26 protein-coding genes and 1 tRNA gene are annotated in these 24,497 nt (G+C 69.8%); 12 read left to right on the plus strand and 15 right to left on the minus strand.

Annotated features, from left to right (window positions below; all coding sequences use genetic code 11):
• Positions 1-114 precede the first annotated feature (114 nt).
• Positions 115-567 carry a DUF6918 family protein gene (locus OHS18_RS31020; protein WP_328446652.1) on the plus strand — a complete coding sequence of 151 codons (453 nt, stop codon included), beginning with the start codon at positions 115-117 and terminating at the stop codon, positions 565-567.
• A gap of 63 nt (positions 568-630) precedes the next feature.
• Here the strand turns inward: OHS18_RS31020 and OHS18_RS31025 are convergent, their stop codons facing one another.
• A complete protein-coding gene (locus OHS18_RS31025; protein WP_328446650.1) occupies positions 631-1,194 on the minus strand; it encodes a hypothetical protein in 564 nt (187 codons plus the stop codon).
• Positions 1,195-1,283: 89 nt separating this feature from the next.
• Between OHS18_RS31025 and OHS18_RS31030 the strand changes: the two genes are divergently transcribed.
• The gene (locus OHS18_RS31030; RefSeq protein WP_328446648.1) at positions 1,284-1,808 is read left to right on the plus strand and encodes a peptidylprolyl isomerase; all 525 of its coding nucleotides are present in this window, start codon (positions 1,284-1,286) and stop codon (positions 1,806-1,808) included.
• 32 nt (positions 1,809-1,840) lie between these two features.
• The gene (locus OHS18_RS31035; RefSeq protein ID WP_328446645.1) at positions 1,841-2,803 is read left to right on the plus strand and encodes a rhomboid family intramembrane serine protease; all 963 of its coding nucleotides are present in this window, start codon (positions 1,841-1,843) and stop codon (positions 2,801-2,803) included.
• Here OHS18_RS31035 and OHS18_RS31040 read toward each other — a convergent pair.
• Together OHS18_RS31040 and crgA are read right to left on the minus strand one after the other, a co-directional pair.
• Positions 2,800-3,177, minus strand: coding sequence for a PH domain-containing protein (locus OHS18_RS31040; protein WP_328618607.1), 378 nt, complete (start codon positions 3,175-3,177; stop codon positions 2,800-2,802). The genes OHS18_RS31035 and OHS18_RS31040 overlap by 4 nt on opposite strands.
• Positions 3,178-3,289: 112 nt before the next feature.
• On the minus strand, positions 3,290-3,556 hold the full coding sequence (gene crgA, locus OHS18_RS31045) for a cell division protein CrgA (protein WP_020642616.1): 267 nt from the start codon (positions 3,554-3,556) through the stop codon (positions 3,290-3,292).
• Positions 3,557-3,743: 187 nt separating this feature from the next.
• On the opposite strand from crgA, the gene OHS18_RS31050 reads away from it, so the two are divergent.
• Positions 3,744-4,802 (plus strand): class E sortase, encoded by a 1,059-nt coding sequence (locus OHS18_RS31050; protein ID WP_442875289.1) that lies wholly within the window; start codon positions 3,744-3,746, stop codon positions 4,800-4,802.
• A complete protein-coding gene (locus OHS18_RS31055; RefSeq protein ID WP_328613279.1) occupies positions 4,802-4,957 on the plus strand; it encodes a hypothetical protein in 156 nt (51 codons plus the stop codon). The genes OHS18_RS31050 and OHS18_RS31055 overlap by 1 nt, the downstream gene beginning before the upstream one ends.
• Before the next feature lie 153 nt (positions 4,958-5,110).
• On the opposite strand, the gene OHS18_RS31060 is transcribed toward OHS18_RS31055, so the two are convergent.
• The 3 genes from OHS18_RS31060 to OHS18_RS31070 all read right to left on the minus strand — a co-directional run bounded on the left by OHS18_RS31060 (position 5,111) and on the right by OHS18_RS31070 (position 7,047).
• On the minus strand, positions 5,111-5,503 hold the full coding sequence (locus OHS18_RS31060; protein ID WP_328446640.1) for an SCO5389 family protein: 393 nt from the start codon (positions 5,501-5,503) through the stop codon (positions 5,111-5,113).
• A gap of 99 nt (positions 5,504-5,602) precedes the next feature.
• Positions 5,603-6,337: an ABC transporter permease gene (locus OHS18_RS31065; RefSeq protein ID WP_328613280.1), complete on the minus strand. Its 735-nt coding sequence runs from the start codon at positions 6,335-6,337 to the stop codon at positions 5,603-5,605.
• A complete protein-coding gene (locus OHS18_RS31070; RefSeq protein ID WP_328613281.1) occupies positions 6,334-7,047 on the minus strand; it encodes an ABC transporter ATP-binding protein in 714 nt (237 codons plus the stop codon). The genes OHS18_RS31065 and OHS18_RS31070 overlap by 4 nt, the downstream gene beginning before the upstream one ends.
• A gap of 168 nt (positions 7,048-7,215) precedes the next feature.
• Between OHS18_RS31070 and OHS18_RS31075 the strand changes: the two genes are divergently transcribed.
• Both OHS18_RS31075 and OHS18_RS31080 read left to right on the plus strand, forming a co-directional pair.
• Positions 7,216-9,051 (plus strand): sensor histidine kinase, encoded by a 1,836-nt coding sequence (locus OHS18_RS31075; protein WP_328613282.1) that lies wholly within the window; start codon positions 7,216-7,218, stop codon positions 9,049-9,051.
• Positions 8,991-9,647 (plus strand): response regulator transcription factor, encoded by a 657-nt coding sequence (locus tag OHS18_RS31080; RefSeq protein ID WP_328613283.1) that lies wholly within the window; start codon positions 8,991-8,993, stop codon positions 9,645-9,647. Before OHS18_RS31075 ends, OHS18_RS31080 begins: the two co-directional genes overlap by 61 nt.
• Positions 9,648-9,849: 202 nt before the next feature.
• On the opposite strand, the gene OHS18_RS31085 is transcribed toward OHS18_RS31080, so the two are convergent.
• The gene (locus OHS18_RS31085) at positions 9,850-11,169 is read right to left on the minus strand and encodes an FAD-dependent oxidoreductase (protein WP_328613284.1); all 1,320 of its coding nucleotides are present in this window, start codon (positions 11,167-11,169) and stop codon (positions 9,850-9,852) included.
• A 111-nt stretch (positions 11,170-11,280) separates the two neighbouring features.
• Here OHS18_RS31085 and OHS18_RS31090 point away from each other — a divergent pair, with 111 nt between their 5' ends.
• The 4 genes from OHS18_RS31090 (at position 11,281) to OHS18_RS31105 (ending at position 13,757) form a co-directional block, all read left to right on the plus strand.
• Complete coding sequence (locus tag OHS18_RS31090; protein ID WP_328446629.1) at positions 11,281-11,925, plus strand: aminodeoxychorismate/anthranilate synthase component II; 645 nt, start codon at positions 11,281-11,283, stop codon at positions 11,923-11,925.
• Positions 11,922-12,713: an ABC transporter ATP-binding protein gene (locus tag OHS18_RS31095; protein ID WP_328613285.1), complete on the plus strand. Its 792-nt coding sequence runs from the start codon at positions 11,922-11,924 to the stop codon at positions 12,711-12,713. The genes OHS18_RS31090 and OHS18_RS31095 overlap by 4 nt, the downstream gene beginning before the upstream one ends.
• Positions 12,701-13,342, plus strand: coding sequence for a hypothetical protein (locus OHS18_RS31100; RefSeq protein ID WP_328446625.1), 642 nt, complete (start codon positions 12,701-12,703; stop codon positions 13,340-13,342). Before OHS18_RS31095 ends, OHS18_RS31100 begins: the two co-directional genes overlap by 13 nt.
• 100 nt (positions 13,343-13,442) lie before the next feature.
• Positions 13,443-13,757: an effector-associated constant component EACC1 gene (locus OHS18_RS31105; RefSeq protein ID WP_328446623.1), complete on the plus strand. Its 315-nt coding sequence runs from the start codon at positions 13,443-13,445 to the stop codon at positions 13,755-13,757.
• Between the two features lie 51 nt (positions 13,758-13,808).
• Here OHS18_RS31105 and pknB read toward each other — a convergent pair whose 3' ends face one another.
• The 7 genes from pknB to OHS18_RS31140 all read right to left on the minus strand — a co-directional run bounded on the left by pknB (position 13,809) and on the right by OHS18_RS31140 (position 23,279).
• The gene (gene pknB, locus OHS18_RS31110; protein ID WP_328446621.1) at positions 13,809-15,779 is read right to left on the minus strand and encodes a Stk1 family PASTA domain-containing Ser/Thr kinase; all 1,971 of its coding nucleotides are present in this window, start codon (positions 15,777-15,779) and stop codon (positions 13,809-13,811) included.
• Positions 15,776-17,122 (minus strand): serine/threonine-protein kinase, encoded by a 1,347-nt coding sequence (locus tag OHS18_RS31115; RefSeq protein ID WP_328613286.1) that lies wholly within the window; start codon positions 17,120-17,122, stop codon positions 15,776-15,778. Before OHS18_RS31115 ends, pknB begins: the two co-directional genes overlap by 4 nt.
• Positions 17,123-17,125: 3 nt before the next feature.
• A complete protein-coding gene (locus OHS18_RS31120) occupies positions 17,126-18,595 on the minus strand; it encodes a peptidoglycan D,D-transpeptidase FtsI family protein (RefSeq protein ID WP_328446617.1) in 1,470 nt (489 codons plus the stop codon).
• Positions 18,592-20,076: an FtsW/RodA/SpoVE family cell cycle protein gene (locus tag OHS18_RS31125; RefSeq protein WP_328446615.1), complete on the minus strand. Its 1,485-nt coding sequence runs from the start codon at positions 20,074-20,076 to the stop codon at positions 18,592-18,594. Before OHS18_RS31125 ends, OHS18_RS31120 begins: the two co-directional genes overlap by 4 nt.
• The gene (locus OHS18_RS31130) at positions 20,076-21,473 is read right to left on the minus strand and encodes a PP2C family protein-serine/threonine phosphatase (RefSeq protein ID WP_328446613.1); all 1,398 of its coding nucleotides are present in this window, start codon (positions 21,471-21,473) and stop codon (positions 20,076-20,078) included. Before OHS18_RS31130 ends, OHS18_RS31125 begins: the two co-directional genes overlap by 1 nt.
• On the minus strand, positions 21,470-21,931 hold the full coding sequence (locus OHS18_RS31135) for an FHA domain-containing protein FhaB/FipA (protein WP_247059705.1): 462 nt from the start codon (positions 21,929-21,931) through the stop codon (positions 21,470-21,472). The genes OHS18_RS31130 and OHS18_RS31135 overlap by 4 nt, the downstream gene beginning before the upstream one ends.
• A 100-nt stretch (positions 21,932-22,031) precedes the next feature.
• Positions 22,032-23,279: a DUF3662 and FHA domain-containing protein gene (locus OHS18_RS31140; RefSeq protein WP_328446609.1), complete on the minus strand. Its 1,248-nt coding sequence runs from the start codon at positions 23,277-23,279 to the stop codon at positions 22,032-22,034.
• A gap of 130 nt (positions 23,280-23,409) precedes the next feature.
• Here OHS18_RS31140 and OHS18_RS31145 point away from each other — a divergent pair.
• Positions 23,410-23,492: transfer RNA gene (locus OHS18_RS31145), tRNA-Leu, on the plus strand.
• Between the two features lie 217 nt (positions 23,493-23,709).
• Here OHS18_RS31145 and OHS18_RS31150 read toward each other — a convergent pair.
• Entirely contained in the window at positions 23,710-24,450 is a 741-nt protein-coding gene (locus OHS18_RS31150; protein WP_328613287.1) for a S1 family peptidase, read from the minus strand.
• Positions 24,451-24,497: the final 47 nt, after the last annotated feature.

The raw sequence follows: 24,497 nt of genomic DNA on the forward strand, positions 1-24,497 counted from the left end.
CTTGTATTACCCTGTGCGTCACGCGCAGGCTTCGTGGACTCGCGCACCGCAGCCGCCGGGGAACCCCCACCCCGGGGCGGGGCACCAACTCTGCAACGACAAAGGACAAGATTCGTGGCTGACACCCTCAAGGACATCCTGCTCGACTCCAGCCGTCGCCCGGCTGTCGTGAGCGACTTCGAAGGCCTCGTGGACGCCGAGGTCTCGGACAAGGGCGGCGTTTCGGGTGCCGTCGTCAAGACCGGCTTCGCCGCGGTCAAGAAGATCAAGCCGGGCATCATCCCCTCGGCCGTCGACACGCTGCTGCCCGACTTCGTCGGCGCGCTCGAGCCGTTCTACGGCGACTACCGCGCCAAGGGTGGTAACGACTTCGGTGCCTACCTGGTCGGCCGCTCGGACGAGGCGTCGGACGCGCTGCTGAGCGTCACCGACTCGCGCGCCGAGAAGAGCAGCCGCGACAGCATCAAGAAGGTCTACGGCAAGCTGCGCCCGAACGGCAAGAAGAACGTCGAGGAGGCGCTGCCCCGCCTCGGCCAGCTGGTCGACAAGCACGCCGCTGCCGTCTGAGCAGCCCCTGAGCACGACTGAAGAGGCCCCCGGTGCACCACCGGGGGCCTCTTCGTGTCGCCGTCAGTTCTTCTTCTCGGCGGGCGTCGAGGTCGGCGCCTTGCCGTTCGCCTGCGGGCTCGGCTTGGGAGCCGGGGCCGCGGCGGGCTTCACTGCTTCGGCCGGCTTCGGCGGAGCAGGCGGGGTGGCCTTCGGCGGCGCCGGGGCGACCGGCGGCTCCTGCTTCGAGCGCAGCACGTAGGCGGCGCCGGCGCCGACCACGACCAGCCCGAGCAGCCACGGCCAGCGACGACGGCTGCGGGTGCCCTTGGCGGCAGCCTTCGCCTCGACGACAGCAGCGGCGAAGTCCTTCTTCGCGGACTTGAAGTCCTTCTTGCCGCGACGCTTCGAGTCGCCGGCCGCCTTCGCGGCCTTGATGGCGGCCTTCTTCGCCTTGCGACCAGGCTTGCGCAGCTCGGAGAGCCGGGCGAGGGCCTCCTTGCGGGCGGCCTTCGAGCTCTTCTTGAGCTCCTTGCGGGTCAGTTCCGTCTTCTTCGCGAGCTGTTTCTGCACGCGGCGGCCGGTCTTGGCTCCTTCGGAGACAAGCTTGTCGGCGGCATCGACGGCCTGGGCTGTCGCCCGGGACATGGCCTTCACCTCATCAATCGTTTTGACACTGCTCTGTTGCCCGTAACCTATCGTGCCCCTTTTCCCCGCCGCCCGCCGCAGATGGCACGATGAAAGGCGTGAAAGCGACGCTGCACACCAACCAGGGTGACATCAACCTGATCCTGCTCCCCGACCACGCGCCGAAGACGGTCGCGAACTTCGTCGGTCTCGCGGAGGGCACCAAGGAGTACACCCAGCCGAACGCGGCGGGGACGAACTCCGGCCCGTTCTACGACGGTTCGATCTTCCACCGCGTCATCGACGGCTTCATGCTGCAGGGCGGCGACCCGACCGGTACCGGTCGCGGCGGCCCGGGCTACAAGTTCGGCGACGAGTTCCACCCGGAGCTGCAGTTCAGCAAGCCGTACCTGCTGGCCATGGCGAACGCCGGGCCGAGCACGAACGGCTCGCAGTTCTTCATCACCGTGGCGCCGACCACCCACCTGAACTTCAAGCACACGATCTTCGGCGAGGTGGCCGACCAGGAGTCGCGCAACGTCGTCGACGCGATCGGGCGCACCTCGACCGGGCCGGCGGACCGTCCGCTGTCCGACGTCGTCATCGAGAAGGTCACGATCGACCACGAGGGCTGAGCCGCGGAGGTTTCGGTAGGTTGGTTCTCATCGTGAGCCAACCGCCGAACCCCGCCGCGCACCCCCAGGCCGCACTGCCCGGGTGCTGGTGGCACCCGAACCGCCCGACCGGGCTGAGCTGTTCCCGGTGCGGGCGTCCGGCGTGCCCGGACTGTCTCCAGGAGGCCCCGGTCGGCTTCCAGTGCACCGACTGCGTGCACGCCGGCAGCCAGCAGCAGCGCCGCCAGCAACGCAGCTACCAGGAGGCCGGGTTCGGCCAGCGCACCGTCTTCGGCGCGCGGCTTTCCCAGTCGGTGCTCGTCACGCAGGTCATCCTCGCGGTGAACGTCCTGGTCTTCCTGGTCACGGCGCTCCAGGCGCGGAGCCTCACGGACAACCACCTGGGATCGCTCTTCCAGTACGGCAGCCTCTACGGCGACGCGACCCTCGGCCACGGCGAGTGGTGGCGCGTCCTGACCAGCGGCTTCCTGCACTACGGGCCGATCCACATCGCGGTCAACATGTTCTCGCTGTGGATGATGGGGCGGGCCCTGGAGCAGGTCTGCGGCCGGGGCCGCTACCTCGCGCTCTACTTCGTCTCGATGCTCGGCGCGTCCGCCGCGGTCCTGCTCTTCGGCAACCCGGCCGAGTACCCGGGGACGGCCGGCGCGTCCGGTGCGCTGTTCGGGCTGATGGGCGCCTACGCGATCATCGTGCTGAAGCTGCGGCTGAACCCGACGAGCCTGCTCATCACCCTCGCCCTGAACGCGTTCATCACGTTCGGCATCCCGGGCATCTCGATCTACGCGCACGTCGGCGGGCTGCTGACCGGGGCCCTGGTCGCCGTCGCGCTGCTCTACGCCCCGCAGGTCGACCAGGCGCGCTGGCAGGCCGGGGGCATCGCCATCATCGCCCTCGCGATCCTCGGCCTGCTGTTCTACCGGGACACCCAGTTCGCGGCCGAGACCTGCCAGTTCGTCCAGTACCGCGACGGCCTGTACTACAACTGCGGCTAGCCGCGCGCCCGCAGGCTGCTGAGGACGTCCAGGACATCCCGCGGGTCTTCGCCGAGCTCCAGCCACCCGAAGACGTACAACCGGTCGTCGTGTTCGATCTCGAGGGTGACGCCATCGCGGCCCATCCGGCGCGTGGTGCGCAGCCGGGTGCGGGTCTGGGCCCAGGGCAGCCGCTGCGTGCCGCCGAGTGTCCTGGCCAGCAGGCCTTCGGTGTCGGCGGCCAGCCTCGGCCGGACGATCGTGGCGTGCGTCGCGAAGGCGCCGACCGCGATCGCCGCCAGCGCGAACAGCACCAGCCCGCCGCGGTCCCCGGTCAAGGCGTCGACGACCACGCCGAGCACGAGCAACGCCGTGACGGCCCAAGCCACTACCACAAGGGCCCGGCGCGGCGCCCAGGAGGTGGGGTAGTTATCCACAGAGGTTATCCACACTGGGGATGAGTCACACCGGTGTAATTCGGCGTCAAGCCGCCATTCGGAGTAATAATCAGCGCCAGCGCATCGTCATGAGCAGACCCGCGATCATCAGTGCGAACCCGCCGGCGAAGTTCCAGTTGCCCAGGTCGGCCATCCAGGAGATCTTGTCCCCGGCGATATAGTTCACCAGCAGCCACACCAAGCCCAGGACCATGAACCCGAACATCGGGATCTTCCAGGCGAGGCCGGTGGGGCCTGCGGCCCGCACCTTCACCGGCGTACGCCGGTCGGCAGGCGGGGTGTAAGCGGTCTTCTTGCGGACCTTGGACTTGGGCATCGTGTGATTCCTCGCGGTGCTCTTCGGGCTCGTCAGGTGGCGCTGTCCCGCTGAGGGTGCGCAACCGGCGCCACGTGCACACGTTAACGTAAATGACCGCAGGAAAGCAGCGGCCAGGAGTGGTCGGATTTCCCGGACCGTGACAACGGCGTCACCCAGGGTTCGACGCGGCTTGAGAGGAGCTTGCGTGGCTACGCGCGAAGGACCGGATGACGACCGGCGCAGACACCCCGGACAGCGGCCGGTGCCCCAGCGCCGCCAGCCCCCGACGCCGCCGCGCGGCCAGGTGCCGCAGGGCCCGCCGCCGCGCCGTCCCCAGGGGCCGCCGCCCCGCCGCTACACCAGCCCCGCCCCGCCACCCGGCTCGGCGGAGGAGACCGTCGTCTTCGCCCCGGTCGGGAAGGGCGGCACCGCGACCAAGGAGAAACCCGCCCCGGCCCCGCTGGGCAAGGGTGGCGTCGCCATCCGCACGGCCGGCGAAATCCTCATCACGCTCGGCCTGGTCGTGCTGCTGTTCATGGTCTACGAGCTGTACGTGACCGACCTGTTCTCGGCCGGCAAGCAGTCCGAGGCGAGCGACCAGCTCAACGGCGAGTGGGCGCACGACCGGACGCTGCACCCCGAGCTGGTCGACGGCAAGGCGTTCGCCCGGATCCACATCCCGACGTTCGGCGTCGACTACAACTTCACCATCCAGGAGGGCACCGACGACGCCTCGCTCGAAGTCGGTCCCGGCCACTACAAGGGCACGGCGCTGCCCGGCGAGCCCGGCAACTTCGCCGTCGCCGGCCACCGCGTCGGCAAGGGCGCCCCGTTCAACGATCTGGACAACCTCTCATCTTGTGACCAGATCGTGATCGAGACTTCGACCGACTTCTACATCTACAAGGTCCTCCCGTACGACGACGAGATGAAGGACTGGGCCGGCGGCAAGGGCGCCGACCCGCGGTGCAAGGGCGTCTCGACGCTGCGCGACACGAACGCCGAAGAAGGCGGCGCGTACAGCGAGACGTTCGGCCGCAAGGTCGTGCTGCCCAGCCAGGGCACCGCGGTGAACCCGGTCCCGTACAAGGACGCCGAGACGCTGCCGAAGGCCCAGCAGGCCGCGCTGCTCACGCTCACCACGTGTCACCCGCAGTTCTCCGCCCAGCAGCGGCTCATCATCACCTCGGTGCTCACCCAGCAGGTGCCGAAGAACCAGGTCAAGGACTACGGCGACCTGCTCTCGAAGATCGGGGAGGCCTGATGTACGGCTGGCTCTGGCGGAAGCTGCCGGGCCCGTTCGCGGCGAAGCTGACGGTGTCCGTCTTCCTCGCGCTCGGCGTGGTCGCCCTGCTGATGTTCATCGTGTTCCCGTGGCTCGAGCCGCGGCTGTGGTTCAACGAGGTCGCGGTCAACTGAGTTCGGGATCTTCCTGGTCGGCGCACTGCGTGCGGACGCCGGGAACGAGCCTCCGGCGCACGGGCGTCTCCCACGTGCTGATGCTCGTGGAGGCGTCCGGTACGCCGGAGGGAATCGCGCGGATCGGCGCCGAGGTGCTGCCCGCGCTGCGGGCTAGCAGTCCCGCAGCTCCGGGCTCTGGTTGAGCAGCTGCCCGCGCGGGGAGACGAACGCGCGGTAGCGGTCGCTGTCGAGCTCGGAGTTCTTGAACACGGCGACCCGGTGGCAGTTCTGGAAGGCCAGCTTGACGCCGAAGTGCCGCTCCAGCCCGCCGCGGATCGCGTCCGAAGCCAGCGCCCGCAGCAGCTGCCCGCGGGCGACCTCGCTCGGCGGCGGCGTCTCGTTGTCGGCGAAGCCGTCCGCCGCTCCCTCGGCGTCGGCGATGACGCCGGTGATGACCTCCCAGGCGTAGGGCAGGGATTCCTTGACGCAGGTGACGAACTCGGCGTCGGAGACCTCCCCGCGCTCGGCCTTCTCCAGCAGCGCGGGTGACACGTCCAGGGACATCGAACCTCCAGTTTGAGCAGGGCCACCCTCTTGGCTACCGGCCGGGTGGCCCGACTACAAGAGAAAACGATGATCATCACCAATATGGCGGAAGGCCGGTCACTCCCAGCGGAAGAGCTTGGCCGCCAACGCCGTTCCGAGCACCGCGAAGGCGGCGAGCGCGAGGAGCTGCAGCGGCTGGACGCCGTTGCCGACCCAGGCGTCCTGCAGCGGCTGCGAGCCCGGCGGGACGTAGTCGCCGATCCGGCGGATGACGTCCGGCAACAGCGGCCGCGACAGGTAGACGCCGCCGAAGAACATGATCGGGAAGAACGCGATCATCGCGAGCCCGCCGGCGCTCTTCGCGGTGCGGGCGACCGCGGCCGCGATCAGGCCGAGCGCGAACACCGAGACGGTGCCGAGCAGCAGCGTCACCAGGAACATCAGCGGGTGGCGGGGCAGCGGGATGTCGTAGACGGCGTGGCCCAGCTCGAGCACGACCGCGACGCCCGCCAGCGCGACGACGGCGTGGATCAGCAGCTGCGCGCCCAGCAGGTTCACCGGGTGGACGGGCGTGGTGGCCAGCCGTCTCAGCACGCCCTGTTCGCGGTAGCTCGCGACGGCGCCGGGGATCGCCTGCAGCGCCAGCATCGCGAGGCTGACGACGATCAGCGACGGCACCCACAGGTCGATGAACCGGTAGCCGGCGGTGACCTCGCTCGGTTCCGACATACCGGGGATGGCGCCGATGCCGAGCAGCAGAGCGGGCGGCAGCAGGAGGCCGAACACCGCCCACATCGGCGTGCGCAGGAAGAGTTTCGTTTCAGTGGCGGTGATCTTGGCGAAGGTGTTCACCGGGCACTCCTCGTGAGCGAGACGAACGCGTCGTCCAAAGTGGATTCTCCGGCCGCGGCGCGGAGTTCGGCGGGGGTGCCGGTGGCGACGACGTGGCCGGCGTCGAAGATCGCGACGCGGTCGCAGAGCCGCTCGGCCTCGTCCATGAAGTGCGTGACGAGCAGGACCGTGACCCCGGCGTCGCGAATGGCCTCGACGAGCTGCCAGGTGTCGCGGCGGGCGTGCGGGTCGAGGCCGGTCGTCAGCTCGTCGAGGATCGCCAGCTCCGGGTTCCCGACCAGGGCGAGCGCGATCGAGACGCGCTGCTTCTGGCCGCCGGAGAGCTTGCCGAAGTAGCTGCGGGCGTGGTCGCGCAGGTCGAGCTGGTCGAGCAGGACATCGACGTCGGCCGGCTCCGGGTAGAAGGCGGCGAACAGCTCCAGCGCCTCGCGCACCCGCAGCTTCGCGGGCAGCCGGCTTTCCTGCAGCTGGACGCCGACGCGGCGGGTCAGCGCCGCCCGGTCGGTCGCGGGGTTCAAGCCGAGCACCGACAGCGTGCCGGCGTCGGCCTGGCGCAGGCCCTGGAGGCATTCGACCGTGGTGGTCTTCCCGGCGCCGTTCGTGCCGAGGATGCCGAAGATTTCGCCGCGGTCGACGGAGAACGAAACGCCGTCGACCGCGACCCGGTTGCCGTAGACCTTGCGGAGGTCGGTGACTTCGATGAGGGGCATGACTCGAACGCTACGAACTCGGCGCGGCGCGCAGAATCCTGCTGAATCCCCAGCTCAAGTAGGGTTTTGTTGACGCCGGGGTGGGGCTGGGCCCACCCCGGTCGTAGGGCCTCGGTCAGTGCGCGCGAGCGGGCGGATCGGCGAGGATCACGGGGGAAGGAGGTGCCGATGACCTACGTGCGTGCGGTCGGCCGGGCGTTCGCGCTCGCCGCGTTCGCGCTGCTGAGCTGGTTCGACGTGCTGGTCGAGCTGCTCACGTTCGCGCTGCTGTGCCTCGGGTTGGTCTTCTTCCTCGGCCCCGCGATCGAATGGACCCGGCACCGGTCGACGACGGCCCGCGCGCTGGCCGCGCGCTGGTGCGGTGTCGAGGTCGAATCGCCCTACCAGCCCGAACCGCCGGAGCCGGAACGGGAGCGCGACGGCTGGTACCGCGACGGCAACACGCTCTACAAGCGGGCGTTCTGGATCCGCTGGAGCCGCCGGCTCACCTGGGTGATGGAGGATCCGGCGGCGCAGCGCGAGTTCGGCTGGCAGCTGGTGAACCCGCTGCTCACGCTGCTGCTGCCGGTCTTCGTGCTGCTCGGCGGGCCGATGGCGTTGCGCGGTTACGGCCACTGGACGCGCTGGTGGATCGGCCGTCGTCCCGGCGCGGTGGCCAAGATCGGTGCGCTGCGGTGGGTGCACCAGCGGCTGGATTCGCTCGGGCACCAGCTGGGGATCTTCGCGCTTTCGGTGGTGCTCACGGCATTCGCCGTGTGGCCGGTGGCCCTGTTCCTGGTGGCCCCGCCGATGGCGGCGCGGACGGTGCGGTGGAGCCGCGACATCGCGAACACCCTGCGCCGCGAGGTCGGCAACTGGACGGGCGTGCGGATCCTGTCGCCGTACCTCCCGCCGCCACCCTTGCCGACGCCGCGGCCCGACGGGCTCTTCCAGGTGGGCAACCAGCTCTACGAAGAACCGTGGTGGCCGATGCAGCTCTCGCGGACGCGGTGGGTGCTGCGCGACCGGGCGACCTGGCGCGACGTGCTCGCGGCCGTCGTGCTGCCGCTGGGTTCGGGGCTGCTGGCGCTGCCGACGGCCGTGCTGGTGTTCGGGGGTTTCCTCGGCCTGATCGGCCTGTGGATCTGGCGGCCGATCATGGCGGTGTGGAACGTCACCTGGCCGTGGTTCTTCGGCGTTCCGCCGGACACCGGGCACGCGCTCGCGCTGACCCCGCTCGCGCTCGGCGCGTTCCTCCTCGGGCTGGTCCCGACGGCGTTCCTGGCGCGGCACGCGGGCAAGCTCGCCCGGCTGCTGCTGGGCCCGACCGAGGCGTCCCGGCTCGCCCAGCGCGTCGAACGGCTGAAGCAGACGCGCACGGACGTCACCGTCGCCCAGGCCGCCGAGCTGCGGCGGATCGAGCGCGACCTGCACGACGGGATCCAGTCGCGGCTGGTCGCGATGGGCATGAAGCTCGGCGCGGTCGAAGCGCTGGTGGACCACGACCCGGCGGCGGCGAAACGGCTGGCGGCCGAGCTGCGGTCGTCGTCGGCGGAGGCGCTCACGGAGCTGCGGGTGCTGATCCGCGGCATTCACCCGCCGGTGCTGTCCGAACGCGGGCTGCTGGACGCGGTGCGCGCGATCGCGCTGGACAGCCCGCTGAAGGCCGAGGTCACCGGCTCGCTGCCCGGGCGCGTCGAGGAACCGGTGGAGGCGTGCGCGTACTTCGCGGTGTCGGAGCTGCTGGGCAACGCGGCGAAGCACGGCTCGCGACGCGCGACGATCGACGTCTCGTTCGCGGACGACCTGCTGGCCCTGGTGGTGACCGACGACGGCCCGGGCGGCGCGGACCCGGCGCGCGGCTCGGGACTGCGCGGGATCGAGCGCCGGCTCGGCGGCTTCGACGGTAGGTTGACGCTGACCAGCCCGATCGGCGGGCCGACGAGGGCGTCCGTGGAGATCCCGTGCCAGCTAGACCCCGAGCCGTCATCGCCGAAGACCAGTACCTCCTCCGAGACGGCCTGACGCACCTGCTGGCCGCCCACGGCTTCGACGTCGTCGCGGCGGTCGGCAGCGGTCCGGAACTCGAGTCGGCCTTGCGTTCTCACCGGCCGGATGTGTCCATTGTGGACGTACGCATGCCGCCGACGAACACGGACGAAGGCATCCAAGTGGCCCTCGCGGTCCGCCGCGACATTCCGGCGTTGCCGATCCTGGTGCTCTCCCAGCACGTCGAGCAGCTGTACGCGCGTGAGCTGCTGGCCGACGGCACCGGTGCGATCGGCTACCTGTTGAAGGACCGCGTGTTCAACGCGGACCAGTTCGTCGACGCGGTCCGCCGGGTCGCCGCCGGCGGCACGGTGATGGACCCCGAGGTGATCGCCAAACTGCTGGCGGGCAACGCATCCGACCCGCTGGCCGCGCTGACCCCGCGCGAGCGTGAAGTGCTGGGCCTGATGGCGGAAGGCTGCTCGAACGCGGCGATCGCTTCCCGGCTGCACTTCAGCGAAGGAGCGGTCGGCAAGCACACGGCGAACATCTTCGCCAAGCTGGCCATCACCGCCTCGGACGACACGAACCGCCGGGTCCTGGCGGTGCTCGCCTACCTCGGCGCGAGCTGAAGCGCAACCAAACCATCCACAGCAGGCGAGTTGTCCACAGATCCACCGCGTCACTCTTCTGAGCGACCCAGTCTCGATACGCTGGACAGGGGACGCCCCCCAGGGAGTGGCGGGGGCTGCTCGTGGGCGGGCGGGGGTCGAAACTGGTCCGTGGCGGCCGGTCCGGCCTGTCCGGGAATGGCCGCCACGGCGTCGGGGAAACTCAGGTGCGCGAGACCCGGGTCATCTCCTCGCGCTCCACCACCTTGATCCGCTCTCGGCCGGCCGCGAGGCCCAGCGACTTCTCGTGCGAGTCGAGTTTGCCCCAGCCTTCCCAGGTGGTGAACGGGATTCCGCGCGCGGCCAGGAAGTCCAGGATCGCGTCCGGCGCGGTGTACTTCGGGGCGGTCAGTGTGTCGGCGTCGGCCAGCAGGCTCGCGATCGTCTCCGCCGCGTCGCCCTTCGTGTGACCGATCAGGCCGATCGGGCCGCGCTTGATCCAGCCCGTCACGTACACCCCCGGCAACTGGTCCTCGTCCAGGTCCAGCACGCGGCCCGCCTGGTTCGGAACGACGCCCTTGATGTGGTCGAACGGGAGTTCCGGCAGGTGCGACGACAGGTAGCCCACCGCGCGGTACACCGCCTGGACGTCCCAGTCGTGGAACTCGCCCGTGCCGCGGACGTTGCCGTCGCCGGTCAGCTCGGTGCGTTCCGTGCGCAGGCCCGTCACGCGGCCGTCGGCGCCCAGGACCTCCGACGGCGAGTGGAAGAAGTGCAGGTGCAGCCGCTTCGGACGGGTGCCTTCGTCGCGGATCGCCCACTCCTGCAACGTCTTCACGACCATGTCGATCTGCTTTGACGCCCGCAGCGCGGCGATGCTGCCCTCGTCGAACTCGATGTCCTCGGGGGCGACGATGACCTCGACGTTCGGCGAGTGGTCCAGCTCGCGCAGCTCCAGCGGCGTGAACTTCGCCTGCGCCGGGCCGCGGCGGCCGAACACGTGGACGTCGGTCACCGGGCTCGCCTTGAGGCCCTGGTAGACGTTGTCCGGGATGTCCGTGGGCAGCAGTTCGTCGGCCGTCTTCGCGAGGATGCGCGCGACGTCCAAGGCCACGTTGCCGACGCCCAGCACCGCGACCGAAGTCGCGGTGAGCGGCCAGCTGCGCGGGACGTCCGGGTGGCCGTCGTACCAGGAGACGAAGTCGGCGGCGCCGTAGCTGCCGTCGAGGTCGGCGCCCGGGATGTCGAGCGCGCGGTCGGCGGACGCGCCGGTCGAGAAGATCACCGCGTCGTAGAACTCGCGCAGCTCGTCGAGCTTGATGTCGGTGCCGTAGTCGATGTTGCCCAGCAGCCGGATGTTCGGCTTGTCGAGCACCTTGTGCAGCGCGGTCACGATGCCCTTGATGCGCGGGTGGTCGGGCGCGACGCCGTAGCGGATCAGCCCGAAGGGCGCGGGCATCCGCTCGAACAGGTCGATCGTGACGTCGGCGTCGGACTTGTCCAGGATGTCGGCGGCGTAGATGCCGGCGGGACCAGCGCCCACGACGGCTACGCGAAGGGATCGGCTCACCCCTACCACGGTAAGTTAGGTTTACCTAACCTAAAATGTGATTTGCGGTACGGTCCACCCAGTGGGAGCCGGTAAGCTCGCCGCATGCGCGTCTTGGTCGTCGACAACTACGACAGTTTCGTCTACAACCTGGTCCAGTACCTGGCCCAGCTCGGCGCGGACTGCACCGTCTGGCGCAACGACGTCGTGGACCTCGACCGCGTCTCCGAGTTCGACGCCGTGCTCGTCTCGCCCGGCCCGGGGACTCCCGAACGCGCTGGTCAGAGCATGGACGTCATCCGCAAGTGCGCCGAGACGTCGACCCCGATGCTCGGCGTCTGCCTCGGCCACCAGGCGCTCGGCGTCGTCTACGGCGCGACCGTCGACCGCGCACCCGAGCTGCTGCACGGCAAGACGAGCCAGGTGCGCCACTCCGGCGTCGGCGTCCTGAAGGGCTTGCCGGAAGAATTCACGGCGACCCGCTACCACTCCTTGACGGTGCTTCCGGAGACGATCCCGGACGACGTCTTCGAAGTCACCGGCCGCACCGCCACCGGCATCGTGATGGGCATGCGGCACCGCGAGCTGCCGCTGGAGGGTGTCCAGTTCCACCCCGAGTCCGTGCTCACCGAGGGCGGCCACCGGATGCTGGCCACCTGGATGGCGTCGGCCGGTCACCCCGTCGACGCCCAGCGCGTCGCCGAGCTGGAGCGCGCGACGAAGGCACTGCAGAAGGCCGCCGTTGCGTGATCCGGCTCGAGGGCGTCGGAAAGCGGTACGGGCGCGGCGACTTCGTCCTGCGTGACGTCGACCTGAGCGTCGAACCCGGGCGGGTCGTGGGCATCCTCGGCACCAACGGCTCCGGCAAGTCGACGCTGCTGCGGATCATGGCCGGCGTCTCGCACGCCACCACCGGCACGGTCACCGGCAGACCGCGGATCGGCTACCTGCCGGACCGGTTCCCGGCCGGCCAGCGGATGGGCGCGCGGGCCTACCTGCGGCACATGGGCCGCATCCGCGGCCTCACCGACCTCTCGATGATCGACCCGCTGCTCGAACGGCTCGCCCTGGTCGGCGGTCCGACGGCACCGCTGCGGACGCTGTCCAAGGGCAACGCGCAGAAGGTCGGGCTCGCGCAGGCCGTGCTGGTGCGGCCGGACCTGCTGATCCTCGACGAGCCGTGGTCCGGGCTCGACGTCGCCACGCACGCGATCCTCGGCGAAGTCGTCGACGAGACGCGGGCGCGCGGCGCGAGCGTCGTGTTCACCGACCACCGGCCGCCGGTGGTGCACGACCACGCGGACGTCGTGCACCTGATGGACGCCGGCCGCCTGACGGAAGAAGACTCCGAGCCCACGACGCGGATCGTGCTGCGCGGCCACGGCGCCGGCTGGGCGGACGAACCCGGTGTGCGGCACGCGGTCGTCGAAGGAGCTCAAGCCGTGCTCACCGTCGAGGTCGATTCCGTCGACGCCGTGCTGCTGCGCGCGTTGAAGGACGGCTGGTCGGTCCGGGAGGTCGCGCCGTGCTCGCGTTGACGCGGTACTACCTGGCACTGCTCGGACATTCGCAGCGTTACCTGCCCGCGCTGCTGGCCTACCTCGCGCTCTGCGTGATCCTCTACGCCGATCCGCACTCGCCGCCGCTGCCGTTGTTCGGGGTGAGCGCCGGCGGGCTGCTGGTCGTGTCGTGCTGGCTGACGATCGCGCTGCTCGACATCGAGGATCCGGTGCAGCGTCTGGTGACCTTGAGCCACGCGCGGCAGTGGCGGCGCTTGATCACCGGCGCGGTGCTGACCGTGCTGGGCTGTTCGCTGGTCCTGACGGTGATCACGGAGGCGTGGTCGGCGCTCAAGTCGTTCAAGATCCAGCCGGCCGCGCTGGGTATCGGCCTGCTGGCGCACATCGCGTGCGCCCTGCTGGGCATCGCGATCGCGCTGCCGTGCTCGCGGCTGCTGGTGCACCGGATCGGCTGGACGGTGCTGGCCGCCGTGGTGACCCTGTTCGTCGTGCTGCTGGCGAAGATTCCGCTGGTCCACCCGCTGCTGCACGCCCTGACCGACGAGGAACCGGTCGGCGGTCCGCTGGCACTGGCGGTGGTGACGTCGGCGGTGCTGCTGGGCGTCAGCTTCGTGGTCGTCTCACGGCTGGTGCAGCGTCGTTCCTGAGTGCAATTTGCAATCTTCAATTCCCCCGCCGGGCTTCCCGGGGGTCCTCGAACACGACTAAGGTTCGGGTCCTCTCCGGTTCTGGGTGAAGGGAGACCGGGTGACGGCTGGGATCGTAGCGATCACCGTGCCCGACTCCGATGGTGAGCTCCGGGACCTCGCGGCTTGGCTTCGCGGCGAGGACGAGCTCCGCGGCCGGGTCCAGCTCTTCGACGCCGTCCTCGTCGGCGTGACGAGCAACTCCGCCGGCGTCTTCTGCCGCTCGCTCTTCGGGTGGCTGCGCCGCTGCCAGTCCCGCGTCTCCCTGAAGGTCAAGCGCTCGGGCGCCGCCGAAGAACTGGAAATCGACTGCGGCGCCGGCAGCGACGCCGAGCAGGTTCTCGGCGCCGTCCAAGGGTTTCTCGACAAAGCCTGAAAACGAAGAAGGCCCGCACGGCGAACCGTGCGGGCCTTTCTCGTGGATCCGTCAGCCGCCGGGGGTGCCCGACGACGTCGTCGGGAACGGGAAGCCGCCGTTGCCCTCCGACACACCCACGGTGATCGCCTGATTCTTGTCGATCTGGGTGCCCGGGGTCACGTTCTGCTTGGTGATCGTGCCTTCCGGTTCCTTGCTGGTCTTGTCGGACTGCGTCCGGAGGTTCCCGGTCCAGCCCATGCTCTGCAGCTTCGACTGCGCCTCATCGGTCGTCATGCCGCTCAGGTTCGGCATCTCGATCTTGTCGGTCTGCTCCGGACCGGTCGACACGGTGAGGGTGATCGTGGTGCCCGGTATCACCGAACCGCCGTTCGGGTTCTGGGTGATGACGCTGTCCTTCGGAACGCTGTCCGAAGCCTGGTCGACGCGCTTCGTCTTGAAGCCCTGGCCCCGCAGCGCCGCGTCGGCCTGCGAGTACGGCTTGCCCGTGAAGTCCTGGACCTGCTTCAGTTCCTTCGACTTGGCCACCGTGATCTTCACGGAGGTGCCCTCGTCGACCTCGGAATCCGCGGTCGGGGTCTGCTGCTGCACCAAGCCGGCCTGGTTCGGGTCGTCGACCTCGACCTCCGCGACGTTCGTGTCCAGCGTCAGCTTCGCGTCGGTCAGTGCCTGCTGGGCTTGGTCGCGCGTCTTGTTCTTGAGGTCCGGTACGCGGGCCTTGCCCGGCGCGACCCCGACGTACAGCGCGATCTTCGTGCTGGTGCTGACCGTCGTCCCGGCCGCGGGGTCGATCTTGATGACCCGGTTGACGTCACCCTGCTCGCACTGCGGGCTGCCGTCCGTCGGCTGCACCCCGCAGGTGACGTTCTTGGTCTCGATCGACGTGAAACCGGCGCCCGTCAGGGTTTCCCGCGCCTGCGGGACCGTCTGGTGCACCACGTCGGGGATCGCGGCCGTGTCGGTGCTGCTCTTGAAGGAGCCCGCCAGCCACATGATCAGCAGCACCGCGCCCAGCACGAACACCGCCGCCAGCACACCCAGGATCGTGCGGCGCCGGCGCTTGGCCTTCGGGTCCTCGTCGTCCGGCTCGGCGTACTCCTCGTAGCGCTGCGGCTGCCGCCGGTCGTTGTTCATCACCTGCGTGCGCTCGTCTTCGGACATCACCATCGGCGCGGCCGGGCGCTGACCCGACAGGGTGCGGACCAGGTCCGAGCGCATCTCCGCGGCCGACTGGTAGCGGTTCGCCGGGCCCTTCGCCAGCGCCTTCAGCACGACGGCGTCCAGCTCGGGCGCGACCGCCGGGTTCACCGACGACGGCGGGTTCGGGTCCTCCCGGACGTGCTGGTAGGCCACCGCGACCGGGGAGTCGCCGGTGAACGGCGGTTCGCCGGTGATCAGTTCGTACAGCACACAACCGGCGGCGTAGACGTCGGACCGGGCGTCGACCGACTCACCGCGGGCCTGCTCCGGCGACAGGTACTGCGCCGTGCCGATCACCGCGGCGGTCTGGGTCATCGCGGACTGGCCGTCGTGCATCGCGCGCGCGATGCCGAAGTCCATCACCTTGACGGCGCCGTTCTTCGTGATCATCACGTTGGCCGGCTTGACGTCGCGGTGGACGATGCCGTGGCGGTGCGAGAAGTCGAGTGCCGCGCAGACGTCGGCCATGACCTCCATCGCCCGCTTCTGCGACATCGGGCCCTCGGTCTTGACGATGTCGCGCAGCGTCCGGCCTTCGACGAACTCCATGACGATGTACGGCAGCTGACCGAACTCGGTGTTCGCTTCGCCGGTGTCGTAGACCGCGACGATCGCCGGGTGGTTCAGCGCGGCGGAGTTCTGCGCTTCCCGGCGGAAACGCTCCTGGAACTGCGGGTCCCTGGCGAGGTCGGCACGGAGGATCTTGATCGCGACTTCCCGGCCGAGACGCACGTCCTGGCCGTGATGGACCTCGGACATGCCTCCGTAGCCGAGCGTCTCGCCCAGCTCGTACCGGTTGGAGAGCAGTCTGGGTGTGCTCATCTCTGGGTGCCGTTCCATTCCGTCCAAGGTGTGTTCATGATGCCTTGCTGGCCATCGTCGGTCGTGCCGGGAGTGTCCGCCGGGTAGGCGCTCGAAGAAGCGGGCGGATCCTCCGCGGGCGGCTGTCTGCCTGGGACCACCTGGCTCGTCGTCTGGCCGCCGTGCTGCTGCTGCGAGCCGGAGCCGGAGCCGCCGATCATCTTCGCGATCAGCACGATGCCCGCCACCAGGACGACGAGCAGGATCGCCGCCAGCAGCGCCCACCAGCCCCACTGCGACTTCTTGCGGGTGACCGGCACCATGACGGGGCGCATCGCGGGCCGGGACGGCGGGCCGATGACGGGCATCGGGTTCATCGCGGGGGACGGCGGCCCGATCGGCATGTGCTGCTGTTGCTGCGGCACCGGCTGCTGGACGGGCGGCTGTTGCTGGATCGGGTGCTGACCGGTCGAGGCCGGGTGCTGGCCGGTCGCGTAGGACGCGTTGACCAGGCCGGACGGTGCCGGCAGCGGCATCCCGGCGCGCACCGCGGCGACGGCGGCCGCGAACTCGCCGCCGCTGTTGTAGCGCTGCCGCGGGTCCTTCACCAGGGTCGCCTCGATCACCGCGCGCGCGGCGGGCGGGACGTCCGGTGGCAGCGGCGGTGCCATGTCGCGGATGTGCATCATCGCGACCGTGACCGCGTTTTCGGAGAGGAACGGCCGGTGCCCGGCGAGGCATTCGTAGCCGCACACCGCCAGCGAGTAGACGTCGGACGCCGGCTCGGCCGGGTGCCCGAGCGCCTGCTCCGGCGCGATGTAGTGCGCCGTGCCCATGACCATGCCGGACCGGGTGACCGGTGCCGCGTCGGCCGCCTTCGCGACGCCGAAGTCGGTGATCTTCACCTGGCCCGCCGGCGTCACCAGGATGTTGCCCGGCTTGACGTCGCGGTGCACCAGGCCCTGCTCGTGCGCGGCCTGCAGGGCGTTGCCCGCCTGCTCCAGCATGTCGAGCGTGAACTCCGCCGACAGCCGGCCGTGCTTGGCGAGCAACCCGGCCAGCGGGTCGCCGTCGACGAGCTCCATCACCAGGTACGCGATCGACAGGTCGCCGTCGAAGATGGTCTCGCCGTAGTCGTGCACCGCGGCGATGCCGGGGTGGTTCAGGGACGCCGTCATCCGCGCCTCGGTGCGGAAGCGGTGGAGGAACTCGGCGTCGCCGGAGAGTTCGGCCTTGAGGATCTTGACGGCCACGGTCCGGTCCAGCCGGGTGTCGCTGGCCTGCCAGACCTCGCCCATCCCGCCGACGGCGATCCGGCTCGTCAGCTTGTAGCGCTCGGCCAGTAGCTGACCGGAGGACAGCATGCGCTATCCACCCCCGAGTTTGGCGTTGATCGCCGCGCGGCCGATTTCCGCGGCGACCGAGCCGCCGGTGGCCGCGAGCCCGCGGTTGCCGCCGTCTTCGACGATCACGGCGACCGCGATCTTCGGGTCGTTCGCCGGGGCGAACGCGGTGTACCAGGCGTGCGGGAAGGTGTTCTTGGAGTCCGTGCCGTGCTCGGCGGTGCCGGTCTTCGACGCGATCTGGATGTCCGGGCGCTTGCCGCCGCCCTTGGTGAAGCCCTCGGAAGCGATCATCATGTCCTTGAGGATCGCGGCATTCGACGACGACAGCGCCGGTGTGCCGGTGAGCTCGGTGGGACTGTAGTCCTCGATGGTGGAGAGGTCCGGAGCCAGTACCGACTGGACCAGTTGCGGCTTCATCGCCATCCCGCCGTTGGCGACGGTCGCGGCGAGCAGGCAGTCCTGCAGCGGCGTGAGCCGGACGTCGCGCTGGCCGATGCCACTCTGGTACAGCGCGCCCTGGGAGTCCAGCGGCCCGACGGTGGACGGCGCCACCTTCATCGGCACGGTCAGGTCCGTCTGCCCGATGCCGTAGTTCGCCGCCGTCGCCTTCATCTTGTCGGCGCCGAGCTGGCCGGCGAACTCCGCGAACGGCACGTTGCAGGAGTGCGCGAGCGCGTCCTTGAACGTGGCGCCGGGGCAGGCCTCGCCGGCGTAGTTCTCCAGCGTGACGCTCGTACCGGGCAGCTTCGTGTTCGGCGCCGGGTTGACCGGGGTGTCCGGGCCCTTGCCGTCCTCGAGCGCGGCGGCCGCGGTGACCAGCTTGAACGTCGACCCCGGCGGGTAGGTCTCCGAGATCGCCCGGTTCAGCATCGGGTTCTTGTCGTTCTTGATGTTCGCGTTCCAGGCGTCGATCTGCGTCTTCGACGTGTGGGACGCGAGCTGGTTCGGGTCGTACGACGGCGTCGAGACCATCGCCAGGATCCGGCCGGTGCTGGGCTCCAGCGCGACGACGGCGCCGGTGTAGTTCCGCTGCGTCATCAGGTCGTACGCGGCCTTCTGCACGGCCGGGTCGATGGTCAGCCGGACGTTGCCGCCGCTCGGGTCGCGGCCGGTGACCATGTCCGACAGCCGCCGCACGAACAGCCGCGGGTCCGAGCCGTTCAGCACGTCGTCCTCGGCGCGCTCGAGGCCGCCGGAGCCGTAGTTGATCGAGTAGTAGCCGGTGACCGGCGCGTACATCGGGCCGTCGACGTAGGACCGGATGTACTTGTACTTGTCGTTCGACGGGTCGACCTTGGCCAGCACCTCGCCGTTCGCCTGCGACACGATCTGGCCGCGCCGGCGGGCGAACTCGTCGTAGAGCACGCGGGCGTTGCGCGAGTCGGTGCGGTAGTCGTCGGCCTTCACGACCTGGATGTAGGTGGCGTTGGCCAGCAGCAGCACGACCATCACGAGCATCGCCATGCCGACCTTGCGGAGCGGGGTGTTCATGCCTGGGCGCCCCCGTTCGCCGGCGGGCGCTGCACGAGCACGGTGTGCGCTTCGGCGATCGGCGCCTGCGGCTGCTGGGGCTTCGGCCGGGCGCTGGGCCTGCGGGCGGCGTCGGAGATCCGCAGCAGCAGCGCGACCAGGATGTAGTTCGCGAGCAGCGACGAACCACCCTTGGAGAGGAAGGGGGCGGTGATACCGGTCTCCGGGATGAGTTTCGTGACGCCGCCGACGACGACGAAGATCTGCATGACCATGGTGAACGCCAGCCCGCCGCCGAGCAGCTTGCCGAACGTGTCGCGCACGGCGAGCGCGCTCCGCATGCCGCGCATCGCCACCAGCAGGTACAGCATCAGGACCGCGGCCAGCCCGATGAAGCCGAGCTCTTCGCCGATCGACGCCGTGATGAAGTCGGTGGCGGCCTCGGGCACCATGTCCGGCCGGCCCGCGCCGAGGCCGGTGCCGCCGACGCCGCCGGTGCCGAGTCCGAACAGGCCCTGGGCGAGCTGGTAACCGCCGCCGGGCTTGTCGTAGGTGGCCAGCGGGTCCAGCCAGTTGGCCACGCGCTGCTGCACGTGCCCGAAGAGGTTGTAGGCGATCACGCAGCCGACGACGAAGAAGCTCAGCCCGAGCACGACCCAGATGGCCCGCTCGGTCGCCACGTAGAGCATCACCAGGATGACGCTGAAGAACAGCAGCGACGTGCCGAGGTCCTTCTCGAAGACCAGGACGCCGATGCAGACGACGGCGGCGATCAGGATCGGGCCGAGGTCACGCGCGCGCGGCAGCTCGACGCCGAGGAACTTCTTGCCCGCCACCATGAACAGGTCGCGCTTCGACACCAGGAACGAGGCGAAGAAGATCATCAGCAGGATCTTCGCGAACTCGCCCGGCTGGATCGAGAAGAACGGCAGCTTCAGCCACACCTTGGCGCCGTTGACCTCGGACAGGCTCGACGGCAGCAGCGCCGGCAGCGCGAGCGCGACGATGCCGATCAGGCCGGCGGTGTAGCCGTAACGGGTCAGCGTGCGGTGGTCGTTGACGACCACCAGCACCACGATGAACAGCGCCAGCGAAATGACCGTGAACAGCACCTGCTTGGTGACGTCCGGCGAGAAGTCCTTGCCGTTCTGCAGCGCCTTCTCGGCCTGCGCCAGGTCGATCCGGTGGATCATCACCAGGCCGATGCCGTTGAGCAGCGCGACGCAGGGGAGCAGCACCGGATCCGCGTACGGCGCCCACTTGCGCACCGCGAGGTGCGCCCCGGTCAGCACGCCGAGGTAGGCGAGCCCGAGCCAGAGGATCGACGCGGTGAGTTCCTGCTCCTGGTTCGCCTCCACCAGGACCAGCGCGATGGTCACGATGAAGGCCGCGAACCCCAGCAGCACCAGTTCGGTGTTGCGCCGGGTCGGCACGTCCCGCGGCGGGTTCGTCTGGAACTGGGCCGCGAGCGGCTCGGCGGTGTTCGCGGCAGGCTGGCCCATCAGTTACCGCCTCCCGTCGTCGGTGCCGTCGAACTCGGCGTCGAGCAGTCCCTCCCCGCAGGCTGGTTCGCCGACGACGGAGCGGTGGAACCGGCCGGTGCCGACGGAGTCGTCGTCGGCGTGGCCGTAGGGGTCGGCGTCAGCGACGGCTGGCCGTTCACCGGCGCGCAGTTGTTCAAGCGCTTGTGCAGCTGCAGGAAGTCGTCGATGTACTTCCGGGCGTCGTCGAGGCTGTCCTTCTTGACGCCGTTCTGCACCGCCAGCCGCGCGTCTTCCTGGAGCTGGTTGACGCGGAGCTTGTCCGTGCACACCTGGTTCGGCGGGCACGAACCCTGCTCGTAGGTGTGCAGGTCGATGCCGAGGATGCTGCCGGGAACGCCGCGGTAGATCACGACCTCCTGGTCCGCACCTTCGCCGACATAGTACTGACTCAGCACGAAGTAGCGGGTGGCGATGGCGGCCGCGGCGAGCACCACGAGCACCACCAGCGCGCCGGCCAGCCAGCGGAACCGCTTCCGGCGCTTGGCCTTGGGGTCCACGCTCGGCTGCGGCAGCTCCTGGCGCGGCTGCGGCGGGGGCTGGGTCAGCGCCCGGGCCCGCGCCGCGGGCGAGTCGCCCTGGTGCCGCTCGTCGCTGCCGTCCCCGGCGGCGCCGCCCACGATGGGCGCGTCCTCACCGAAGTCGACGTCGACGACGTCGGCGATGATCACCGTGACGTTGTCGGTGCCGCCGCCCTTGAGCGCCAGCTCGATCATCCGGTCCGCGCACTGCTGCGGGTCCGGGATCTGCACGGCCTCCGCGAGCGTCTCGTCGCTGACCATGCCGGACAAGCCGTCCGAGCAGATCAGGTACCGATCGCCGGGGCGCGCTTCACGCACGGTGAGGCTCGGCTCGACCTCGTGCCCGGTCAGCGCCTTCAGCAGCAGCGACCGCTGGGGGTGCACCGCCGCCTCTTCGGGCGTGATCCGGCCTTGTTCGAGCAGTTCGTTGACGAAGCTGTCGTCGCGCGTGATCTGCGCGAACTGGCCGCCGCGGAACAGGTAGGCGCGCGAGTCGCCGACGTGCACCAGGCCCAGCCGGGTCCCGGCGAACAGCACGGCGGTGAGCGTGGTGCCCATCCCGTCGAGGTCCGGGTCCTGCGAGACGAGCTCGGCGATCGCGGCGTTGCCGTTCGCCACCGCCTCGCGCAGCTGGGCGAGGAGGTCGTCACCCGGCTCGTCGTCGTCGAGCGGGGCGAGGGAGGCGATGACGACCTTGCTGGCCACTTCGCCCGCCGCATGACCACCCATGCCGTCGGCGAGCGCGAGCAGGCGAGGGCCGGCGTACACGGAGTCCTGGTTGCTCGAACGCACCAGGCCCCGGTCGCTGCGGGCTGCATAGCGGAGGACGAGAGTCATGGGCGAAGCTCGATCACCGTCTTGCCGATCCGGATGGGGACTCCGAGCGGGACCCGGAGGGGTGCAGTGACCTTAGCCCGGTCCAGATAGGTGCCGTTCGTCGAGCCCAGATCTTCCACGTACCAGTCCTCACCGCGCTGGGCGATCCGGGCGTGCCGGGTCGACGCGTAGTCGTCGTCGAGCACCAGCGTCGAGTCGTCGGCGCGGCCGATCAGGATCGGCCTGCCGTCCAGCGCGATGCGGGTCCCGGCGAGCGCCCCGTGGGTCACCAGCAGCTGCTGCGGCGATTTCCCGCCGCGCGGCTTCTTCTCCTTCTTGCGACCGAAGGTCGGCACCTGGACACGCATGCCGGACGCCGCGTAGAGGTCCGAGCGGACGACTCTGAGCGCGGCGAACACGAAGAGCCAGAGCAGCACGAGGAAGCCCACCCTGGTGAGTTGTACGACCAGCTCTGGCACTTGGTGTGTCCGCTCCCGACTCTTCCGTGCAGCCGCGACGCGGGTACGCCGCGGTCCCCCCGCACGTCAATTCTGCGGGAACAGTATTACGGGCCCGGAGTCAGCCCTGCGTACGGAACACCAGGGACGAATGCCCCACCCGGATGACGTCACCGTCCGCGAGCTGCCAGGTCTGCACCGGAGTGCCGTTCACGGTCGTGCCGTTCGTCGACCCGATGTCGGCGAGCGTGGCGCTCTGGCCGTCCCAGGTGATCTCCAGATGACGACGCGAGACACCGGTGTCGGGGAGCCGGAAGTCGGCGTCCTGGCCGCGGCCCACGACGTTGCCACCCTGCTTCAGGGAGTACGTCCGGTTCGAGCCGTCGTCCAGTTGCAGGCTCGCCGCGAGCTGACGGCCCGCCGCGGGGGCGGCGTAGCCACCCTGCTGCTGCGCGTAGGGGTCACCGGCCGGCTGCCCGTACGCCTGCTGCTGGCCGTACTGGTCGTAACCGGCCTGCTGCTGACCGCCGTACTGGTCGTACCCGGGCTGCTGCTGCTGGCCGCCGTACTGGTCGTAGCCACCCTGCTGGTAGCCGCCCTGGTCGTACCCGCCGCCCTGCTGGGGCTGCGCGTACCCGCCCTGGTCGTAGCCACCGCCCTGAGGGGGTTGGGCGTAACCCTGGTCGTAGCCGCCCTGCGGGGGCTGCTGGGCGTACCCGCCCTGGTCGTAGCCACCCTGCTGGTAACCACCCTGCTCATAGCCACCGGCCGGGGGCTGCTGACCGTAGCCGCCCTGCTCGTAGCCGCCCTGCTGCTGGCCGTAACCCTGGTCGTACCCGGGCTGCTGGCCACCCTGCTGTCCGTAGCCGTACTGGCCCTGCTGGCCGTACGGGTCACCCTGGTCGTATTGGCCGTAGCCGGGGGGCTGGCTCATTGCTGGGTCTCCTGCGTTGCTGGGTCGTGCCGACCGCGGTGAACCGGCGCCTGCGGGGCGGGCGTCGGGATCGACGGACGAACGGGTCTTGAACTGTCCAGTATGCAGCGCCTCGTTGCGCTCGAGTGATACGACGACGTCACCATAGGTGTCCAGGCCTTCGGCGGCGAGGTGTTCGGCCACCGCCTTGGCCAGCACCTGGGTGACGCGTTGCTCGTCACCGGCCATGCGCTCGTGGTCAGCCGTCCCCAAGGACACGATGTAGTGATTCGGGGCGAGCTGCCGACCGCCTGCCAGCTCACGAACGTTCTCCTCACTCTCCCGCTCGAGTGCGATCGCCACTTCCTGCGTGACGACGTTGCCACCGAACATGCGCGCGAAAGTGTTCCCCACCAGGTTCTCGAGTCGCCTGTCGAATCTTTCGGCGCGGCCCACCGGGGAAAACCTCCTCACACTTGTGCTTCCGCCCCGATCCTATCCGGGTGAGCGAGCCTCGACACGGCCCCCGGTGAAACCGGTGCGAACGACCTGCTAGTGTTCTCCTCGCTGCCGCAAGGAAGCACTCGGGCGAGTGGCGGAATGGCAGACGCGCACGGTTCAGGTCCGTGTGTCCGAAAGGACGTGAGGGTTCAACTCCCTCCTCGCCCACGCTGTTCAGAGCCCCGGTCGCTAGCGCGACCGGGGCTCTTCCCGTTGTCCTTGTGTCTCCCGGGGGGCCGAGCCCCCCGGACCCCCCACGGTGCCTTCGCTCACCTTCCAGCGTGGCTGAGCGGGGTTCTCCTGGTGGGGAATATCACCCGTTTGGCTCTGCGTGGTGTTCGCTTACGGCTGAGTTCGGGGTGTATTTAGGCCCTGTCTGGCTGGTTCAGCCCGTCGTCTTGGTGATCCAGTCGGCCAGGACGTCCGCGCGGGACGTGGTTTCGATGCCCGCGTGCGGGCAGCCGGGGCCCGTTGCTTCCAGCGCTACTAGGCCGTTCGGGGTGAAGTACGGGGCTCCGGAGTCGTAGGTGCAGGCACTCGTGGTGATCGCCGGGCTCGCGCCGCGGACTCCCAGCGTTGTCGGGGCCACCGTCGCCACCGCTACCGTGCCCTGCTGCATCCGGGTGGCCGGCTTGGGGTTCGTGCTGGTCAGGCTGCCCCAGCCGGCCAAGGTCAGCTGGTCGCCCACCTTGGGGAGCGTGCGGTCGAGCGGCAGGGGCTTCACCGTGCTCACCGGGGTGTCGAGGCGGGCCAGCGCCACGTCGTTCTCTTTCGCCTGGATCACCTCGGTCACCTTGCGGGCCACGCCCGACTCCGTGGCCTCGTCGGTCAGCCCGAGGGTCGCGGTGGTGGGGTAGGGGACCTTGCCCGAGACGCGGTTGCGGGCCGCGTCGTGGAAGCAGTGGCCGGTGGTGAGGAGCCATCCGGGCGCGACCAGCGCGCCCGTGCAGTAGCTGCTGTACGTCGAACCGTCCGGGCGGGGGATCTTCGTCATCGCGAGCTTCGCGACGAACCCGAACCGACCCTGGGGGACGTCTGAGCCGTTGGCGATCCCTGGCGCGGCCAAGGCGGCAGGGGCGGTGGTGATGGTCAGGACAACAGCGGCTAGCAGGGCGCGCAGGCGCATTCTTCCCCTTCGTCGAACCGATGATCGACGTTCGAGGTTATTGCCGC

Source organism: Amycolatopsis sp. NBC_00355 (genome assembly GCF_036104975.1).
Classification (GTDB): domain Bacteria; phylum Actinomycetota; class Actinomycetes; order Mycobacteriales; family Pseudonocardiaceae; genus Amycolatopsis.

Coding starts and splice junctions, on each gene's coding strand:
- pknB (WP_328446621.1), bottom strand. CDS start 15,779: ATGAGCACACCCAGACTGCTCTCCAACCGGTACGAGCTGGGCGAGACG.
- OHS18_RS31090 (WP_328446629.1), top strand. CDS start 11,281: ATGCGCGTCTTGGTCGTCGACAACTACGACAGTTTCGTCTACAACCTG.
- OHS18_RS31030 (WP_328446648.1), top strand. CDS start 1,284: ATGAAAGGCGTGAAAGCGACGCTGCACACCAACCAGGGTGACATCAAC.
- OHS18_RS31055 (WP_328613279.1), top strand. CDS start 4,802: ATGTACGGCTGGCTCTGGCGGAAGCTGCCGGGCCCGTTCGCGGCGAAG.
- OHS18_RS31150 (WP_328613287.1), bottom strand. CDS start 24,450: ATGCGCCTGCGCGCCCTGCTAGCCGCTGTTGTCCTGACCATCACCACC.
- OHS18_RS31025 (WP_328446650.1), bottom strand. CDS start 1,194: ATGTCCCGGGCGACAGCCCAGGCCGTCGATGCCGCCGACAAGCTTGTC.
- OHS18_RS31120 (WP_328446617.1), bottom strand. CDS start 18,595: ATGAACACCCCGCTCCGCAAGGTCGGCATGGCGATGCTCGTGATGGTC.
- OHS18_RS31060 (WP_328446640.1), bottom strand. CDS start 5,503: ATGTCCCTGGACGTGTCACCCGCGCTGCTGGAGAAGGCCGAGCGCGGG.
- OHS18_RS31070 (WP_328613281.1), bottom strand. CDS start 7,047: ATGCCCCTCATCGAAGTCACCGACCTCCGCAAGGTCTACGGCAACCGG.
- crgA (WP_020642616.1), bottom strand. CDS start 3,556: ATGCCCAAGTCCAAGGTCCGCAAGAAGACCGCTTACACCCCGCCTGCC.
- OHS18_RS31125 (WP_328446615.1), bottom strand. CDS start 20,076: ATGGGCCAGCCTGCCGCGAACACCGCCGAGCCGCTCGCGGCCCAGTTC.
- OHS18_RS31130 (WP_328446613.1), bottom strand. CDS start 21,473: ATGACTCTCGTCCTCCGCTATGCAGCCCGCAGCGACCGGGGCCTGGTG.
- OHS18_RS31075 (WP_328613282.1), top strand. CDS start 7,216: ATGACCTACGTGCGTGCGGTCGGCCGGGCGTTCGCGCTCGCCGCGTTC.
- OHS18_RS31115 (WP_328613286.1), bottom strand. CDS start 17,122: ATGCTGTCCTCCGGTCAGCTACTGGCCGAGCGCTACAAGCTGACGAGC.